Annotated in this window: 16 protein-coding genes and 2 pseudogenes; 7 read left to right on the top strand and 11 right to left on the bottom strand. The window is 36.8% G+C overall.

The genetic code is table 11. From position 1 onward, the window contains the following. Positions 1 to 35 precede the first annotated feature (35 nt). A complete protein-coding gene (locus tag HHL20_RS12110) occupies positions 36 to 425 on the bottom strand; it encodes a DUF4293 domain-containing protein (protein WP_169231450.1) in 390 nt (129 codons plus the stop codon). A gap of 145 nt (positions 426 to 570) precedes the next feature. Between HHL20_RS12110 and rho the strand changes: the two genes are divergently transcribed. Beyond that, a complete protein-coding gene (gene rho, locus HHL20_RS12105) occupies positions 571 to 2,397 on the top strand; it encodes a transcription termination factor Rho (protein ID WP_169231449.1) in 1,827 nt (608 codons plus the stop codon). A 312-nt stretch (positions 2,398 to 2,709) separates the two neighbouring features. Continuing rightward, positions 2,710 to 3,306 carry a superoxide dismutase gene (locus HHL20_RS12100; protein WP_169231448.1) on the top strand — a complete coding sequence of 199 codons (597 nt, stop codon included), beginning with the start codon at positions 2,710 to 2,712 and terminating at the stop codon, positions 3,304 to 3,306. 52 nt (positions 3,307 to 3,358) lie between these two features. On the opposite strand, the gene HHL20_RS12095 is transcribed toward HHL20_RS12100, so the two are convergent. Together HHL20_RS12095 and HHL20_RS12090 are read right to left on the bottom strand one after the other, a co-directional pair. Next, a complete protein-coding gene (locus HHL20_RS12095; protein WP_169231447.1) occupies positions 3,359 to 3,781 on the bottom strand; it encodes a DUF6146 family protein in 423 nt (140 codons plus the stop codon). Positions 3,782 to 3,826: 45 nt separating this feature from the next. Further along, positions 3,827 to 5,017 carry an endonuclease/exonuclease/phosphatase family protein gene (locus HHL20_RS12090; RefSeq protein ID WP_169231446.1) on the bottom strand — a complete coding sequence of 397 codons (1,191 nt, stop codon included), beginning with the start codon at positions 5,015 to 5,017 and terminating at the stop codon, positions 3,827 to 3,829. A gap of 252 nt (positions 5,018 to 5,269) precedes the next feature. Between HHL20_RS12090 and HHL20_RS12085 the strand changes: the two genes are divergently transcribed. Together HHL20_RS12085 and HHL20_RS12080 are read left to right on the top strand one after the other, a co-directional pair. Beyond that, the gene (locus tag HHL20_RS12085) at positions 5,270 to 8,149 is read left to right on the top strand and encodes a carboxypeptidase-like regulatory domain-containing protein (protein WP_169231445.1); all 2,880 of its coding nucleotides are present in this window, start codon (positions 5,270 to 5,272) and stop codon (positions 8,147 to 8,149) included. Between the two features lie 15 nt (positions 8,150 to 8,164). Then, on the top strand, positions 8,165 to 9,562 hold the full coding sequence (locus tag HHL20_RS12080) for a DUF5689 domain-containing protein (RefSeq protein ID WP_169231444.1): 1,398 nt from the start codon (positions 8,165 to 8,167) through the stop codon (positions 9,560 to 9,562). Between the two features lie 91 nt (positions 9,563 to 9,653). Here HHL20_RS12080 and HHL20_RS12075 read toward each other — a convergent pair. From HHL20_RS12075 to HHL20_RS12050, 6 genes and pseudogenes are all read right to left on the bottom strand, one after another. Then, a pseudogene (locus tag HHL20_RS12075) lies at positions 9,654 to 10,201 on the bottom strand (inclusion body family protein). Between the two features lie 272 nt (positions 10,202 to 10,473). Next, on the bottom strand, positions 10,474 to 10,944 hold the full coding sequence (locus tag HHL20_RS12070; protein WP_228463184.1) for a DUF6702 family protein: 471 nt from the start codon (positions 10,942 to 10,944) through the stop codon (positions 10,474 to 10,476). A gap of 58 nt (positions 10,945 to 11,002) precedes the next feature. After that, a complete protein-coding gene (locus HHL20_RS12065; protein ID WP_169231442.1) occupies positions 11,003 to 11,755 on the bottom strand; it encodes an LOG family protein in 753 nt (250 codons plus the stop codon). Positions 11,756 to 11,761: 6 nt separating this feature from the next. Further along, complete coding sequence (locus tag HHL20_RS12060) at positions 11,762 to 12,475, bottom strand: nucleotidyltransferase family protein (RefSeq protein WP_169231441.1); 714 nt, start codon at positions 12,473 to 12,475, stop codon at positions 11,762 to 11,764. A 69-nt stretch (positions 12,476 to 12,544) separates the two neighbouring features. Next, entirely contained in the window at positions 12,545 to 12,952 is a 408-nt protein-coding gene (locus HHL20_RS12055; RefSeq protein ID WP_169231440.1) for a RapZ C-terminal domain-containing protein, read from the bottom strand. A 66-nt stretch (positions 12,953 to 13,018) separates the two neighbouring features. Then, positions 13,019 to 14,035: an aminoglycoside phosphotransferase family protein gene (locus HHL20_RS12050; protein ID WP_169231439.1), complete on the bottom strand. Its 1,017-nt coding sequence runs from the start codon at positions 14,033 to 14,035 to the stop codon at positions 13,019 to 13,021. 48 nt (positions 14,036 to 14,083) lie between these two features. On the opposite strand from HHL20_RS12050, the gene xrtF reads away from it, so the two are divergent. From xrtF to HHL20_RS12035, 3 genes and pseudogenes are all read left to right on the top strand, one after another. Next, positions 14,084 to 14,614 (top strand): exosortase family protein XrtF, encoded by a 531-nt coding sequence (gene xrtF / locus HHL20_RS12045; protein ID WP_169231438.1) that lies wholly within the window; start codon positions 14,084 to 14,086, stop codon positions 14,612 to 14,614. Continuing rightward, positions 14,601 to 15,039: pseudogene (locus tag HHL20_RS12040) on the top strand (exosortase F system-associated membrane protein). Before xrtF ends, HHL20_RS12040 begins: the two are co-directional and overlap by 14 nt. 197 nt (positions 15,040 to 15,236) lie before the next feature. Then, positions 15,237 to 15,602 (top strand): type 1 periplasmic-binding domain-containing protein, encoded by a 366-nt coding sequence (locus HHL20_RS12035; RefSeq protein ID WP_228463183.1) that lies wholly within the window; start codon positions 15,237 to 15,239, stop codon positions 15,600 to 15,602. 16 nt (positions 15,603 to 15,618) lie between these two features. On the opposite strand, the gene HHL20_RS12030 is transcribed toward HHL20_RS12035, so the two are convergent. Both HHL20_RS12030 and HHL20_RS12025 read right to left on the bottom strand, forming a co-directional pair. Beyond that, positions 15,619 to 16,617 carry a cation diffusion facilitator family transporter gene (locus HHL20_RS12030; protein ID WP_169231436.1) on the bottom strand — a complete coding sequence of 333 codons (999 nt, stop codon included), beginning with the start codon at positions 16,615 to 16,617 and terminating at the stop codon, positions 15,619 to 15,621. A gap of 54 nt (positions 16,618 to 16,671) precedes the next feature. Next, positions 16,672 to 17,664, bottom strand: coding sequence for an aspartate-semialdehyde dehydrogenase (locus HHL20_RS12025; protein ID WP_089999981.1), 993 nt, complete (start codon positions 17,662 to 17,664; stop codon positions 16,672 to 16,674). Positions 17,665 to 17,675 lie beyond the last annotated feature (11 nt).

Genomic DNA, 17,675 nt, shown 5'->3' with positions numbered 1-17,675 from the left:
AAGAAGCTGTTCTTACTCAAAAAATCGTTGCGCGGTTATCGAAGTCTGTCTACAGATTTTACGAGCCTCTCATCTTTTTTGATGTACATATTTGCAATAAACAAACATACGATCGCAATTAACGGAAATATTGGCTCAATACCCTTCTCAGGAATCTGAATTCCTCCGGATAAGTTGAGTAACCAGTAAATCAATATACCAACCAACAAAACGTTTATAATGATGCTGACATTATTCAGCAAAATTTGTCTTTTTCTGTTTTTATAACTGAATACACTTAATAATCCTATTAAAACAAGGATTACACACAAGACATTCAGCACAGGCAAACTCTCGGAAATGATTACATCCTGACCTGTAATGAACAGAAATACAGCAGCTAAAACTGCCAGAAATGTCCATATCGTCTGTATTCTTTGTATCATGACAATTAAATTCCCTGCAAAAGTAGCATAAATTTTGCACAATTCAAAAATAAGTGTAGATTTGCATTATACAAATGTACTTGAAAACAAAAGTCACCGGACTTACTTTTCTTACTCACAATTAATTACATTTTTTACATTAAATATGTTTAACATTGAAACGTTAAGGTCAAAATCCGTAACGGAGCTGACTAAAATCTTAAAGGATTTGGGCGTTAAAGTTGCAAGAAACAGCACTGAAAATGACAAAATCTTTGCAATTCTTGACTTTCAGGCTTCGAATCCCAAAGTGGCAAAAGAATATTTCAGCGCCACAGAAAGCAGTATAGATACTGAAGAGCAAGCTACGGAAAAACCAGCGAAAGCACCTGCCAGAAAACCTGCCCCGAAAAAAACGGCAGCCAAGCCTAAAACAGAGGCAAAAGCAGAACAAAGACCAAAGGCTGAAGAAAAAATAGAGACAGAAGTAATACCTTCACAGGAACCGATTCAGGAAGAGGTAAAAGCCGAACCGGCAGAAACAGCAGACGAAGCTGCATCACCGGCGGCAAAGAAAAAAAGAAAAAGAGTTTCCACTACAAACGCAGCTGTTACCGAAACACTGCAAGAGAAACCTGAAGCTCCTAAAAACACAGAATCCCCAGAACCTGCTCCAGCAGAAGAAAGGCCAACCAACCCTCAAACCCAGGCCAGATCCCAAAAAGGACAACACAACAATCCGCACAACAACGGAAATCAGAATAAAAACCAAAACCAGAACAATAATCAAAACCAAAACCAAAATCAGAATAAGCAGCATCAGCAGCAACATTCTGACAGAAACGAAGAACACCAGGAACAGAAAAGGGAGTTCAGTTTCGACGGAATGGTAAGCATTGAAGGCGTTCTGGAAATTTTACCGGATAACTACGGTTTCCTTCGTTCATCAGATTTCAGTTATATTTCATCACCGGATGACGTGTACGTTTCTACCGCTCAGATCAGAAATTTCGGGTTAAAAACAGGAGATACTGTAAAAGGTATCGTAAGGTTACCCAAGGAAGGGGAAAAATATTTTTCTCTATTAAAACCAACAGAAGTTAATGGGCGTGATTTGGCATTCATCAAAGACCGTGTCGCTTTTGAATATTTGACACCGCTTTTCCCGGAAGAGAAATTTAATCTTGCAGGAAAGGGTTCTACGATTTCTACAAGAGTGGTCGATTTGTTCGCTCCTATCGGAAAAGGACAGAGAGCAATGATTGTTGCCCAGCCGAAAACCGGTAAAACCATGCTTCTGAAAGATATCGCCAATTCTATTGCAGCCAATCATCCTGAAGTTTATATGATGGTTCTTCTTATCGACGAACGTCCTGAAGAGGTAACGGATATGGAAAGAAGTGTGAATGCGGAAGTTATCGCATCAACATTTGATGAGGCGGCAGAAAAGCACGTAAAAGTAGCTAACCTTGTTCTGGCAAAAGCACAGAGAATGGTAGAATGCGGACATGATGTTGTAATTCTATTAGACTCTATTACAAGATTGGCCAGAGCATACAATACAGTAACACCTGCTTCAGGAAAAGTGCTTTCCGGAGGGGTAGATGCCAATGCACTTCACAAACCGAAAAGATTCTTCGGGGCAGCAAGAAAAATTGAAGGCGGCGGATCTTTAACGATTATTGCCACTGCACTTATCGATACGGGTTCCAAAATGGATGAGGTGATTTTTGAAGAATTCAAAGGAACAGGAAACATGGAACTTCAGCTGGACAGAAAAATTGCCAACAGAAGAATTTATCCTGCAATTGATCTTGTGGCTTCAAGTACCCGTAGAGACGATTTGCTTCTTGACGAGGTTACTTCACAGAGAATGTGGATTTTAAGAAAATATCTTTCTGAAATGAACCCTGTGGAAGCTATGGAATTTGTTGACAAAAACATCAAAGGAACCATTAATAATGAGGAATTCCTGATGTCGATGAATAAATAATAAATTAATTTATTTTGTTAAATAGAAAACACGGACTTGTTAGTTCGTGTTTTTTTGTTTTAAAAGGATAACTGGAGGCTTTAATGTTGGCCTTTAATCTAATCATTAATTTTAATTATAAAGAAATAGCTTCAACAATGAATATTTCAACGTATAAAAAATCCGTCTTCTATCCTTCATTTCTATTACTACAAAATTTAATTCATTCTAAATCAATATATCAATGTTAAAGATTTATTAAAGTAATGTCTGTTTTTTGAATATCGGCGTATTTATGGTTAAATTTGGGTTAATAACATTAAAAATAAAATTATGTCATTTGAATTACCAAAACTAGGATATGCTTACGACGCATTAGAGCCGACAATTGATGCAAAAACAATGGAAATCCACCATACAAAGCATCATCAGGCCTATATTGATAACCTTAACAATGCTATTAAAGGAACTGATTTTGAAGGAAAGTCAATCGAAGAGATCTGCCAGACAGGAACTGATAAGCCGGCTGTAAGAAACAATGGAGGAGGGCATTTCAACCATACGTTATTCTGGGAAATTTTAACACCGGGAGGTAGCAAAGAACCTGTTGGAAATGTAAAAGCAGCTATCGAAACTTATGGAGGCTTCGAAAAATTTATAACAGATTTTTCTGATGCGGCTAAAACAAGGTTCGGTTCAGGATGGGCCTGGTTGGTAAAAAATGGTGATGGTTCTGTTGTAGTAACTTCTACACCAAATCAGGATAATCCTTTGATGCCGGTTGCAGACGTAAAAGGAACTCCTGTTTTAGGTCTTGACGTTTGGGAGCATGCGTATTACCTGAACTACCAGAACAGAAGACCAGACTATGTAGCTGCATTCTTCGATGTGGTAAACTGGGATAAGGTTGAGGAATTATTCAACAAATAATTTAAAACTATTCATAAAAAAGAAAAAGGTTCAGAGCAATTCTGAACCTTTTTTAATATCTCGTAGTATCACTTCCCGAAAGTCCATTCATCCTCAATCCATATTTCCAGTTTACATAGGCAAAAACCTGATATAATTTATACTCAAATTTAATCCCGTAATTTTCTTTTGGATCGTAATCAATGGAGGATTCTATAACGTTTCTGTATCTTCCTGAAAAATAATAAGAATTCCACTCGCTTACCAAAAGTGTGTTCTTTGTTTTTAGATAAGATTCTGAATATTGACTGACAGGCTTTGCAACGGCACTCAGAAAATAATCAAACTGGGTGTCAATTACTGTGAGATCCCACTCACCGTCGTCATTTTTCGAAGGTTTCATTTCGGATTTCTCTTTGTCGTTTTTTAAATTGTCCTGCGCCCAACAGCTGAATGGCAAAAGAAAGATAAGGAAGATGAGAATTAGATTTTTCATACAAATAAAGTTACATAAAAAAAGCACTCAAGTGAGTGCCTAATTCTATGGTTCTTTCTGGAGTACTACAAACGCCGGGAAGTGGTCGCTGTATCCTCCTGTAAACTGATCGCCGTTCCAGGACCTGAAAGGATAGCCTTTGTAATTCCCTTCTTTATTTACCAGATAAGGTGGGGCGAAAATTTCTGCTTTATATACCGAATATTCCTTCGTAACCTCATCTGAAATTAGGTTTTTAGAAACAATAATCTGATCAAATAAGTTTGGTGCGTCCTGATAAGCTAATGAAGCCACTCCTTTTTTATATAAAGGATACATCAGATTCAGATAAGGTGTCGCTTCAGAAAGATCTTTCGGGCTTGGCTGAGCTTTCAGGTAATTTTTTAAGCTTGAACTTACCGGATCGTCATTAAAATCGCCCATGGCGAAGAGCTTTGTTGTTGGGTCTGCTGCTCTTACACTGTCCATCTGCTGCTTCAGTAAAGCTGCTGCTGCGTTTCTTTTAGGAAGAGAAGCTGCCTCACCGCCTCTTCTTGAAGGCCAGTGGTTCATAAAAAAGGCAACTTTTTCATTATCAAGAAAACCGGTAACGACTAGTATATCTCTTGTGTACTCTCTCTTTCCGCTGTCACCGAATATTTTCAGTTCTTTTTTTAATGAGTTGGTAGGTGTGAATCTTCTCTTCTGATAGATCAGTGCTACATCAATTCCTCTGTAATCATAAGAATTGTAATGGATGATGCCGTAATCATATTTCTTTAAGGCAGGTTCTTTAATAAGATCTTCAATAACCTGTCTGTTTTCTACCTCAATAAGTCCTACTACTGCAGGAGCCGTCTTTGTATATTGGGCACCCATTTCGGAAATTACCTTTGCTTCATTAGCAAGCTTGGCCTTGTAAATTTTGGTATTGTAATTCTTAGGGCTTTGTGGCGTAAACTCTTCCGAGCCGCTTTGGTATCTTACCGCTTTTTTACCTGCCAGCGCACCGTCGCTCCATACACCGTCGTACTTCTCGGCTTCCAGAAATTTGATGGAATCCATAGGAATGCTTCTGTGGAACGCAGGGTTTTTGATATCCTTTGTCCCGTCGATATAATCTGCTGAGCGAATCGTGTCCCAAAGGTTTTCTACGTTCAGAAATCCTACTGTTGCAACTTTTCTCAGTTTTCCCTGCTGTTGAGAGAATGCCATTATTGAAATAACGATGGCCAGGAAACTCGAAAATCTCTTCATTATCTTAGAGTTATTATTAATTATTATTTAATCTACAAATTTACTTTTTTTTAATACATCGCATTTTAAATATTTGTAAATTTAAAGTGTGTATTCACATTATTTATTTATAATGGTTCTTAAAAGTTTGCAATGTTAAGAAAAAATAACGTGAAAAACATTGTAGATTGTAAATTTTGACTAAATTTGTCGCCCCAACTTTTAAACTGTTGAGAATTAACAAGAAAAGTATTTAAAAAAATAAATATACTCATGATTAAAAAACTATCATTAGTCTCTTTATTTACTTTACTTCCAGCTTCATACTATTTTGCGCAGACTACCGTTTCTGCGTATCTGAAAGATGCAGATGGAAAGCCTGTTGAAAGGGCAGAAGTAGATATGAAAGGGAAGGACAATGATGTTACGGCAGACAAAATAGGATACTTCCAGTTTGTGGATCTTATGCCGGGACATTACCAAATTGTAATTACCAAACCGAATTACGAAACAAAAGTAATGGAGTTTGATGTGATGGACAATGAGAAGAAAAAGGATCTGGGAGTAATTACTCTCTATTCTACACTTACAAACGCAGATCAGGGGTTAGCAATTATTGACAATGATGATGACAGTGACGAAAGCAGCAATCAGGTGTCTACGGTAGGTTTACTGCAGTCTTCGCAGGATGTATTCAACAGAATCGCGGCGTTTGATCTGGGCTTTTATTGGTTCCGCCCGAGAGGTATTGATGGTAGATCAGGAGAAACAATGATGAATGGGGTTTCTATGGTAAAATCTGATAACGGGAATGTAGACTTCAGCAACTGGGGAGGTCTTAACGAAATTACCAGATATCCGGAGATTGCACCCAATCATTCCCCGTCAGAATATGCATTTGGAGGAAACAGCGGGGTTATTTATAAAAATACGAAAGCCAGTGAATACCGAAAAGGATTCCAGTTTACGCAGTCTTTAACCAACAGAAATTACAGAAACAGAACATCGTTGCGATACAGCTCAGGAATGAGCAAAAGCGGATGGGCGTTTACTTTAATGGGAGCAAGAAGATGGGCTGAAGAGGGTATTCAGGAAGGGACATTCTATGATGCCTACGGAACTTATCTTGGTGTTGAAAAGAAATTCAGTGACAAGCATACGATGACTTTCAATTTCATAGGCTCTCCATACAGAAGATCTACTGCAAGCCCTAGTACTCAGGAAGTTTACGATTACAGAGGAGTACATTACAACTCGTATTGGGGATGGCAGGATGGAGAAAAAAGAAGCGAAAGGGTAAGAAGAGGTTTCCAGCCGATATTCCAGGTACAGGATTTCTGGAAAATCAATAAAAACTCAAATCTCTGGACTACGGTTTCTTACCAGTTAGGGAAAGACAGAGGATCACGTTTAGACTGGAACGGAGTTTCCAACCCGTCTCCGACCTATTACAGAAATTTACCAAGCTATTATATCAACAGTATTATTTATAATGCGACAAATAATCCGCAATTCACACCAAGTCAGTTTACTTCTTTAATTGACGGATATAATACAAGTTTAAACAGCTGGGTAAACGGAGATCCGGATGTTACACAGATTAATTGGGACAGAATTTACAGAAACAACCTTAAAAATGATGTTGTGGATCAGGCTGAAATGTCCCGACTTTACGGATTAAACGGCAAACGTTCCAAAATATATCTGGTTGATGACGTAAGCGATGACAAAATCTTTAATGCCGGAACGCATTATACTTATAATTTTAATGACCGTACCAAGTTTATCTTAAACGTTTCTTACCAAAACTACAGATCTGAACTTTATCGTGAAATGAAAGATCTTTTGGGAGGAGATTATGCTATCAATGTAGATCCGTTTAAGGAAACTGCAAAGCCTGGTTCTACCGGTTTTTACAATACGCTCGATCAAAATGTTGAGGTAAAGGTTGGTGATCGTATGACATACAACTACATTCTGAGAAGACAGGAAGCAAAAGTAAATCCGGGACTTAAATTTTCAACAGGAAATTTCGATGTTTTCGTTTCTGCATTGGCAGGATATTCCACTTCAAACAGAGAAGGGCTGTTCAAGCATTATTTATATGAAAACTCCTATGGAAAAAGCAGTGATTTCAATTTCTGGAATTTTGGACTGAAAGGGCAGGTTGTTTATCGTATCAATGGCCGAAACTTCCTGGTTTATAATGGAGCTATGTACAATCAGGCGCCATTCCTTGAAGATTTATTTATTAATCCAAGAGTTAATGCTCTTGTGAATCCAAATATCAAAAGTACCGTTTACACCGCGAATGATTTAAGCTATGTCATCAGTACACCATTCCTTAAAGTGAGAGCTACGGGTTATTTAGTTGATACTCAAAATGAAACAAATGTACAGCGATTCTTTGCTGATGGTATTCAGCTGAATAATACAAATCCGGACGGAACTGTTTCACAGGTTCAGAGTGCTTTCGTAACACAGGTAATGTCTAATGTGGAAAAAAGAAACATGGGTGCCGAATTAGGTGTTGATGTTAAAGTATTACCAACATTATCCCTACAGGGTTTAGCGAGCTACGGACAATTTGTATACAGAAATAACCCGGACGTATATCTGGTATCGGATGCTTCAGGAAGTAGTGTGACACCATTCGGAAAAGCATATATCAAAAACTATAAGCAGGGAGGTACGCCTCAGCAGGCATTCTCATTAGGTTTCCGTTACAACAATCCGAAATACTGGTGGGTAGGAGCAAACTGGAATTATCTTGATGACAATTATCTGGATCCGGCTCCGGCTTTAAGAACGAATAATTTTATTCAGAATGCTTATTCAAGTACGCCGTATCTTGGTCTTACCGATGATGATGTAAGAAATTTACTGAAACCGGTAAAACTTCCTTCTGCATTTTTCTTAAATGCTAATGCAGGAAAATCTTTTGTATTTGGTAAATATTATCTTTTAGTTACTGCATCTGTCAATAATATTTTAAATAACAGGAAATACATTACCGGAGGATTTGAGCAGACAAGAGAAACAAAAGCTCTTGATTTTGCGACAGACTATCTTAGCCCTACTCCTTCTTTCGGACCAAAATACTGGTACAACCAGGGACGTTCCTATTTTGTTAACTTACAATTCAGATTCTAATAAAATAAAACAATTATGAATAATATCACTAATTTTTTAAAAACGGCATTTCTGGCAGTAGGAGTATTGTCTGCAGTGTCTTCTTGCGTGAAGAACGACGAGTGGGAAACACCCCCTATCGAGTGTTCAAATAAGTTTCCGGAGCCTACTATTTCTATGGCTGATTTTGTTGCTCAAACTCCTTCTTCAGGATATAAATTGATTACTACTGATCAAATTTTCGATGGTTACATCATTTCATCCGATGAGCAGGGAAATTTTTATAAAACGATTTCCTTTCAGGATAAAACTTCAAACCCTACTGTTGGGCTACAGATTGAAGTAGATAAGTCAAGTAATTTTGCAGATTTCCCGGTAGGGGCACATATCAGAATTAATGCTAAAGGATTACGTCTCGGTACAGACAGAGGCGCTATCAAATTAGGTTCTGAAGATCCTGTATATGCAATCGGAAGAATTCCTCAGGCTCTTGTGGGGAGATACATGTCGGGAGTTTGTAACGGAAACGGACTGGATATCCAGACAATTGTTCCTAAACAGCTTACTTCTTTGGCTGATGCTAAAAATCCTGCTTTAATCAACACGTTGGTTACAGTACCGGATGTTCAGTTTAATATTGCTGAAATCTACCCTACCGTTAAGAAATTTATCGATTACGATGCGGGAGGTCAGGGACTGGATACAGACAGAAATATCGAGGATAAACTAGGAAATACCGCAGTAATCAGAAATTCCGGTTTCTTTAAAACAGGAGGGGAGCTTCTTCCAACAGGAAATGGAAATGTAACTTTCGTGGTAAGCCGATATAATTCAACATGGCAGATGCTTATCAGAAGTATTTCCGATATTAAATTTACAGGCACCAGAGTAGATGCTACGCCGCCAAAAGGAGGTACGGCGATTACATATTCTGGTTCTTTCCTTGAAAATTTTGAAAGCTATTCAACTACTCCTACCAACCTTGAAGTATATCCTAAATATGTAAACGATCCAGTTTTAGGAAACAGATACTGGCAGCTGAAAACATTCAGTAACAACAAATATATTCAGCTTGGTGCCAACTCAGGTTCAGGACCTTATGTTACGTATTTTGCAGTACCTGTTGATTTTACGGCTGCCAATACATTGAAATTTGATGTAAATGTAGGATTCTTTAACGGTAATGCTCTTAAAGTATATTATACAACCAATTATACTGCACTCGGAGATATTACACAGGCTACCAAAACAGATATTACTTCTGCGTTTACGATTCCGGTACTTCCTACAAGCGGATACGGAACATTAACTCCGGCCGGAACTTACAGTTTCCCAACTACATTAACGGGTAACGGATTTATCTTATTCGAATACTCCGGAAACGGAAGTGGTGTCACTACTACCATTCAGCTGGATAACATTCAGGTTCAGTAAGATTTTAAAATTTAAATATATAAAGACTGTCTTTTGGGACAGTCTTTTTTATTTTAATGAATTTAAAATTCATGTAAAGATCTCAAATTGCTTATTTCACTGTAATTGTTGGATCCCAGTAGTAATAGCCAAATAATATCTGTTTATTACTGTCATTTGGATCTAGTTGATATAGTGCAAATTGTACATAGAAATTCTCAGTTCCGGTACTTCTTACTTTAGAATCAAAGCTTGAGAATGTAATATTGGCAGTATTTGCGGGTAGTCCGTTTGCCGAATTATAATTGGGAATCACTGCCTGCTGTCTTGTTACAGCATCATATACAAAGGTATTAAAAACCTGATCGCCAGACCAGTATTTAATATTGTATATAATTACTGCATCATCTGAATTTTGAGATATTGATGTGCTTCTGAAAGACACTTCATCTCCTGCCTTGCACTGAAGTTTAAATCTGCTGTACCCTGTCCTGAAACTGCATTTGAGTTTGATACAATCATATGCTGACTGTTGTGATCAATTCCTGTTGGATTGTTTGGATCCTGACTTGGATTTGGATAATTCGACTTTACATAGTCGGTGTCAATAACTACCAAGACATCAATTTCTTGGCTCGATGAGTTTAATTCTAAGTCCATTGTATTAATTTTGTTTTTGGTTTTCCTACTCATATGGCTTTTCGAAATCGCCTCGTTATTTATAGTGGTTTCTGATCTCCACTTTGGTTTTGTAATATTACATAGCAAATTTACATGTTTGAAAATGAGAAAGATAGAGTATAAATGCTGAAATTTGGAAATAGGTAATTATACTTAATAAATCTCTTTATTGTGATATGTTAAATGATTAATACTAATGAAATAAAAAAACCACTGCATCTGCAGTGGTTATATTTTTATAGATTTTTAAATTAAAAAGAAACCTCATTCACTTCTTTTCCCCGCTGAAAATTCATGGTCCGCTGATTCCCCTTATAGGCAATGTTTACAAGGTTTATCTGCTTCGGAAAAGCACTGAGGAGGATGGTATTTTTAATCTTTAAGGTATTAATGTCTGAAACTCCTCCTGTTTCAAAGTATACCCATACAGTTTCTCCACTTACCTGGCTTCCGGTGAAAGTTATTGTTTTCGGTGAGCCATTGACATACACATCAAAATTATTATTTACATATTTTTTTACTTCTGCTTCAAAAGCTGCCGTATTAGGGTTTATTTTAATAGCGTCGGAAATATGATTGGTATTCATTTTTGTGGTGAACTTTAAGGTTTTGCTTCCTTCAATATAGTCCACTTTTGTCATTGAAGAGAAAAAGTCTACATTCATGAAACTCATTAACACAAAAAGTGTTAATATTCCTGATACATAAAAATAATTTTTCATCTTAAATAATAGATTTACAATCATGATTGTTTATTAAAGGTGACAAATAATATGCCAATTAAAAGTTCACATTTACAGAATATTTATCATAAAATGCCTTAATATGCGCAACTGCTTCATCAGCGGTATCTACCACACGGTAAAGATCCAGATCTTTCTCATTAATCATTTTTTCTTTCAGTAAAGTTGCTTTAAACCACTCCAGCAAGCCACTCCAGAATTCTGATCCCACCAAAACAATCGGGAATTTCCCTATTTTGTTGGTTTGAATTAAAGTTAATGCTTCCGTAAACTCATCCAGTGTGCCGAAGCCTCCCGGCATTACAACAAACCCCTGAGAATATTTCACAAACATTACTTTTCTCACAAAGAAATAGTCGAAGTTCATGGAATATAATTTATTGATATACGGATTAAAATGCTGCTCAAAAGGAAGATCAATATTAAGCCCGATAGAGGTACCCTGTGTATTAAAGGCGCCTTTATTTCCGGCTTCCATAATTCCCGGCCCCCCTCCGGTAATAATTCCGAAACCGATCTTCGTGATTTTTTCCGCAATTTCCACGGCCATTTTATAATATTTGCTTTGAGGCTTCAGTCTTGCAGAACCAAAAATGGAAACGCACGGACCGATTTTGGCCAGCTTCTCATAGCCGTCTACAAATTCAGCCATTACTTTAAACACCATCCAGCTGTCTTTCGTGATGGTTTCGTCCCACGTTTTTTGGCGCAGGCTGTTTTGGAGCTTTGTTTCGTTACTATCAAGTTCAGGATTTACCAAACTTTCGTCTCTGGTTCCTTCAATTCCCATTGCAAATTATTTAAAATATTTTTCGGCCTCTATGATGGATTCCGGTCTTCCCACATCAATCAGATTGCTGTTGTGTACAAATCCGTGAATCTGTTCGGTCTGCATCAGATCAAGATATTCTTCCATGATAGAAAATTTGCCCGTTCTTTTTATTTTTTCAAACATAAGAGGATTAATACAATGAATGCCACTGAAAGCCATTGCTTTAAATCCTTTGTTGAATTCTGCAAGACGTTGCTCACCGGTTTGTACATTCAGCCAGCCTCTTAAAATCATCTCATCATTGAAAAGCAGTTTTCTTGAACTTTCCCTGTCCGAAACGGCTAATGTAGCAAAATCTTTTATCTTTTTATGATATTCTACAAAATCGGTGATGTTCATGTCTGTAAGAATATCGGCATTCATGATCAGAAAATCTTCCCCATGATCGAGGTATTTTCTAGCAAAAATTAAGCCGCCTCCCGTTTCAAGCAGTTCTTCAGACTCATCAGAGATTTCTATTTTGCATCCGAAATTATCATTCCGGTTTAAAAAATCAACTATTTGATTTCCAAAATGATGAATGTTTATGACAAAATCGTTGATTCCGAAACTTTTTAAATATTTAATATTTCTTTCCAAAAGCGGAATATCATTTACTTTCGCCAATGCCTTCGGATGGTGTTCGGTAAACGGTTTTAGTCTTGTGCCTTTGCCGGCAGCAAAAATTAAAGCTTTCATTATTTATAATTATGATGATTGATATCTATAAACAGGGTTAAAAATCAGTTATAAATTATCGCTTATCATTTATGAATTAAGTTGATGCTGTTCGTCATGATGAAGGCTGATTTCTACTTTGTCGCCGTATTTTTCTTCAATAAAATTCGCTATTTTAATGGCAGAATAGACCGATCTATGCTGTCCTCCCGTACATCCGAAATTAATCTGCAGATTTTCAAAGCCTCTTTCAAGATAATTATCGATGTTAATGGAAATCAGGTTTTTGATGAGGTCTAAAAATTTAGGCATATCGGTTTTTGTTTCCAGAAAGTCCTGAACTCCGATATCATTTCCGGTCTGGATTTTATATTCTTCAATTCTTCCCGGATTCAGAATTCCTCGGCAGTCAAACGTAAATCCGCCTCCGTTTCCTGTTTCATCTTTTGGAATTCCTCCTTTCTTGTATGAAAAGCTGTGTATGTCTATGTGTAACATTTTATTTTCTAATTATTTGTATTTAAGAAGTTAAGTTTATTTAAGATTTTGCTCAATCAAAATTTCTTAATGGTTTAGTATTTCTTCAACTTTCAATTTTGTTTTATCCGAACACAATTGGTTAATCACTTTTTTCAATTCAGGATACTCATTCATATTTTCCCAGTTTTCCGCAAACGCGGTAATATTTTCGATTCCCTTTTCAATGCTGGAAATAAAATGTTGTTTTCTCTGGATCAATCCGCGGAAACCGTAAGCTCCCAACACCTGTAGGAATCTCATTAACTGGAGTGGTTTTATAGATTGTTTTAAATCTTGTTTTGTCGTTTCACTTTCAAACTGATTGATATAAAAATCCAGCATTTCATTTTTGAAATTTTCCGGAAAATCGGCTTTTGCCTGAAACAGAAAAGAAATCACATCATACATAAGAGGACCTTTCATTGCAGATTGATAGTCAATGAATGAAACCTTATCCAATTCATTTACCATAATGTTCCTGGATTGAAAATCGCGGATCATCAGCCCTTTGGGTTCCAGGCTTTCTATTAAGGCAGCTATTTTTTTAAACTCTTTAAGTAAGGAAGATTTGTGATATTCCAGTTCCAGAACATCGGCTACAAAATTTTTAAAATAATACAGATCATGAATTACGGGAAGTTCATCATAATTTTCATATTCAAATGCTTTTTGAAAATCAATCTTATTCTGTGTAAGAATCTGTAACTGACAGAGCTTTTGCAAAGTCTGCTTTACTAAAGCTTTTACCTTATCGGATAACCCTTCTTTTGTGATAATTTCGGAAAGGGTATTTTTTCCCAAATATTCCTGAATATACATTTTGTGATCTTCCGAAACAGCAAAAATAGTGGGGGTATTAAGCTTTAAATCCGAAAATATTTTTGAGTAATACAAAAAACTTTCATTTTCTGATAAATTTTCGTTGTAGGTTATAATATACTCTTTATCGGCTTTAGCATAAAAATTTACTCTCGAAGACCCGCTTTGAGCTAAAGTGATAAACTCAAAAGTTTTTTTTTCGGTATAATCTTCAAAAAACCGTTGTGCAAATTCGGAAATCATAGATGCAACAAATATAGTAAATTACGACCTAATTTTTATATTTGTAATATGTTAAAGGATTTCAAACCGGTTTTAAGCATTTTGTTGCGCTTCATCATTGTATACGTGGTGTTACTGCTGGTGTATCAATATTACCTGAACAGTTTCCGGCAGGAAGGCCTTGATCCTTTTTCGCATTGTATTGCGGAGCAGATAAAGGATGTTCAGAATCATCTTGGATATCCTACACAGCTGTATCATGATATAAAGGGTGAACAGGTATATTTTTATGTAAGAAATTTTTATCCTACCCGAATGGTGGAAGGATGTAATGCAATATCGGTCATGATTCTTTTTACAGCATTTGTCTTTGCTTTTTATAAGGGTCCTAAAACTTTTATTTTTATATTGGCAGGGCTGATTCTATTGTATATTATGAATCTTTTCAGAATTGTAGGTTTAAATATAGTAATGACTGACTACAAAGAATACGGAAAGACTTTTCATGATTTTATTTTTCCGGCAGTCATTTATGGAACTGTTGTGCTTCTTTGGCTGGTATGGATAAAATTCTTTGCTTTGAAAAATGAAAATTCTTAGTTGGTTTATTGTTGTTTTAGGCGTATTCGGGCTTATAAGTGTCCGGGTTTTTGAAGACAGGATCTTTTATGATCCTTTCCTAAGCTTCTTTCATGAAGTCGACAAAAGCCTGCATTTTCCTGATTTCAAATGGGGGAAATTAATCGTCAGCTATTTATTCAGATTTTTTTTAAATCTTTTCTTTTCCTGTTTAATCATTCAGTTTTGGTTTAACAATAAACAATGGACGATTCAGGGAGCGCTTTTGATTCTCATTGTCTTTGCCATTACTTTTCCAATTTATCTGTACTGCATCTCTGACAGGGTTTGAAGTGGGGTACCTCTTTTCTTTTTATATGAGAAGGTTTGTGATACAGCCTTTAATCTTACTGCTGGTTATTCCTATTCTTTATTACCGTCGTTATACAAGTAAAACTAATACATAGACGTTTAAGACGTATGGATATATACCTAAGATATACAGATAGACATGTAATATATACATAACAATGTATAAGGCGTATAGCACTATGTGTGAGACGTGTTCTTATATATGTATATCTATACAGATATATTTAAAACCCAAAAATGCATATATTATACATAAAATGAAAGGTATAAATACAATGATTTAAAAAAATAAATGATGATTAACAGAAAGTATTTACAGAAAAGTAAACATCCTCATCCTCATATCGGGCAATTGGTAAAAAGGGTAATATGGGAAAAGAAAATGACCCAGGCTGAGGTAGCCAGACGAATGACAATAAGCCCTTCTTCTCTTGCCAAATATTTCCGTCAGCCATCCCTTCAGTTTGGTATTCTGTGGAATCTCGGGATTGCAATCGGTTATGATTTTCTGACAGAGCTTACCGATTATTATCCGCCGTCTTTACTTATGAACGAAGAGGCTAAGATTTCAAAGGAGCTTTTTGAAAAGCAACAAAAGATAGCCGATCTTGAAAAAGAGATTGAAATCTACAAAGCTGTTTTAGGCATAACAAAGTAAGTTTTCAGAATCACTTTTATTCTGCTGTATGTTTATCTACACAGGTTACATTTTCAGGAGTCCAGGTTACTCTTTTTATAAAATCACGTTCCCGAACGGGGCAGTCTGCAATCTGGCAAATGGGGCAGGAAATCGGTTTGCAGTCGTCCATATGAAAATTGAATTCTACACTCCTCTTTGTATTTTTAGCAAGAAGAATGATCATTTTTTCCATTTCATTGTGTGCGTCGCAAAGACTGTAATACCAAGGTAAGGTAATATGGGCATCAATATGAAGATTGGCGCCAAACTGCTGAATTTTCATGTTGTGAACGTCAATCCATTCTGTACGGCGGTTTTCTTCCAGCACTTTAATGATCTGATTCAGAAGATCAGGATCCTGTTCGTCCATAATTCCGCTTAAGGATTTCCGGATAATCTTATAGCCTATAAAGATGATATAAAAGCCAAATATCAGTGCTACAACGGAATCCAGCCAATAAATTTTGGTAAAATACACTACAATTAAACTTATTACCACACCCAAGGTTGTAATAGTATCCGACTGAAGATGTTTTCCGGAAGAAATCAGAACATGTGAATTTTCGTGCTTACCTTTTTTAATAGAAATATAGCCTAAAAGATAATTGATAATGGCTGTTGCTGCGATGATGGCAATTCCCCAGTCGAGTTTCTCAAGGATTTTCCCGGTAATAAGGCTGTTGATTCCTTCATAGATAATCATTATACCGGCAATGGCGATGAGGGCACCCTCAATCCCGGAAGTTACGAACTCTACTTTTCCGTGTCCATACGGATGGTCTTCATCTTTAGGTTTTGCTGCCAGATAAAGGGAATAAAGGCCCATAAATGCACTGATGACATTTACGATACTTTCCATGGCATCGGAAAAGACGGCGTCTGAACTGGTGAGCTTCCAGGCTATTATTTTTCCGATAAAAAGAATAATCCCAAAAACGGCAATAAGCTTCTGAAAGGCTAATTTATCTTTATTATTATTTTTCTGAACGTTCATAGGTTTGATAAAAAAAAGAATCTCAATTCTGAGACTCTTTTTATGTTTGTTAGTTTAAACTAAGTTGTTGGCTGCAAGATATTCTGCAATCTGTACTGCGTTGGTTGCAGCACCTTTCCGCAGGTTGTCTGCCACAATCCAGAGATTCAGGGTCTTGGGCTGTGAGAGATCCCGTCTTATTCTTCCGACGAAAACTTCGTCTTTTCCTTCGGAATAAAGCGGCATAGGATATTCGTTATTTTTAACATTATCTACCACCACTACACCCGGTGTTTCAGATAAGATTTTTCTTACTTCATCAAGATCAAATTCATTTTCAAATTCAATGTTTACACTTTCCGAGTGGCCTCCCTGAACCGGAACGCGCACTGCAGTTGCCGTAAGATTGAAAGTATCATCTCCTAAAATTTTCTTAGGCTCTTTCATCAGTTTGATCTCTTCTTTGGTGTAATCGTCATCCGCAAAAACATCGCAGTGAGGAAGAGCATTTTTGAAGATCTGATAAGGATAGACTTTAGCAATGGTTTCGTCGCCACTGATCTCGGAATTCAGCTGATCTACAGCCGCTTTGCCGGTGCCTGTTACAGACTGATATGTAGAAACGATTACTCTTTTCAGATCATATTTTTTATTTAAAGGTCCTAAAACCATTACCAGCTGAATGGTAGAACAATTGGGGTTGGCAATGATTTTATCTTCTTTTGTCAATACATCTGCATTGATTTCCGGTACAACAAGCTTTTTATCAGGATCCATTCTCCATGCAGAAGAATTATCGATCACGGTTGTTCCTGCTTCGGCAAAAAGCGGGGCAAACTCAAGTGACGTGGCTCCTCCGGCTGAGAAGATGGCAATATCAGGTTTGGCAGCTATAGCGTCTTTCATGCTTACAATCGTAAATTCTTCCTGTTTATACTTCACCTTCTTACCAACAGATTTTTCGGATGCTACCGGGATTAATTCTGTGACAGGGAAGTTTCTCTCCTCGAGAACTTTAAGCATAACTTGTCCAACCATTCCTGTTGAACCTACTACAGCTACTTTCATTGATTTAATTA

Origin of the sequence: Chryseobacterium cheonjiense, from assembly GCF_012927265.1 — a bacterium.
Classification (GTDB): Bacteria; Bacteroidota; Bacteroidia; order Flavobacteriales; family Weeksellaceae; genus Chryseobacterium; species Chryseobacterium cheonjiense.
This window is presented reverse-complemented; position numbering and strand designations above follow the sequence as displayed.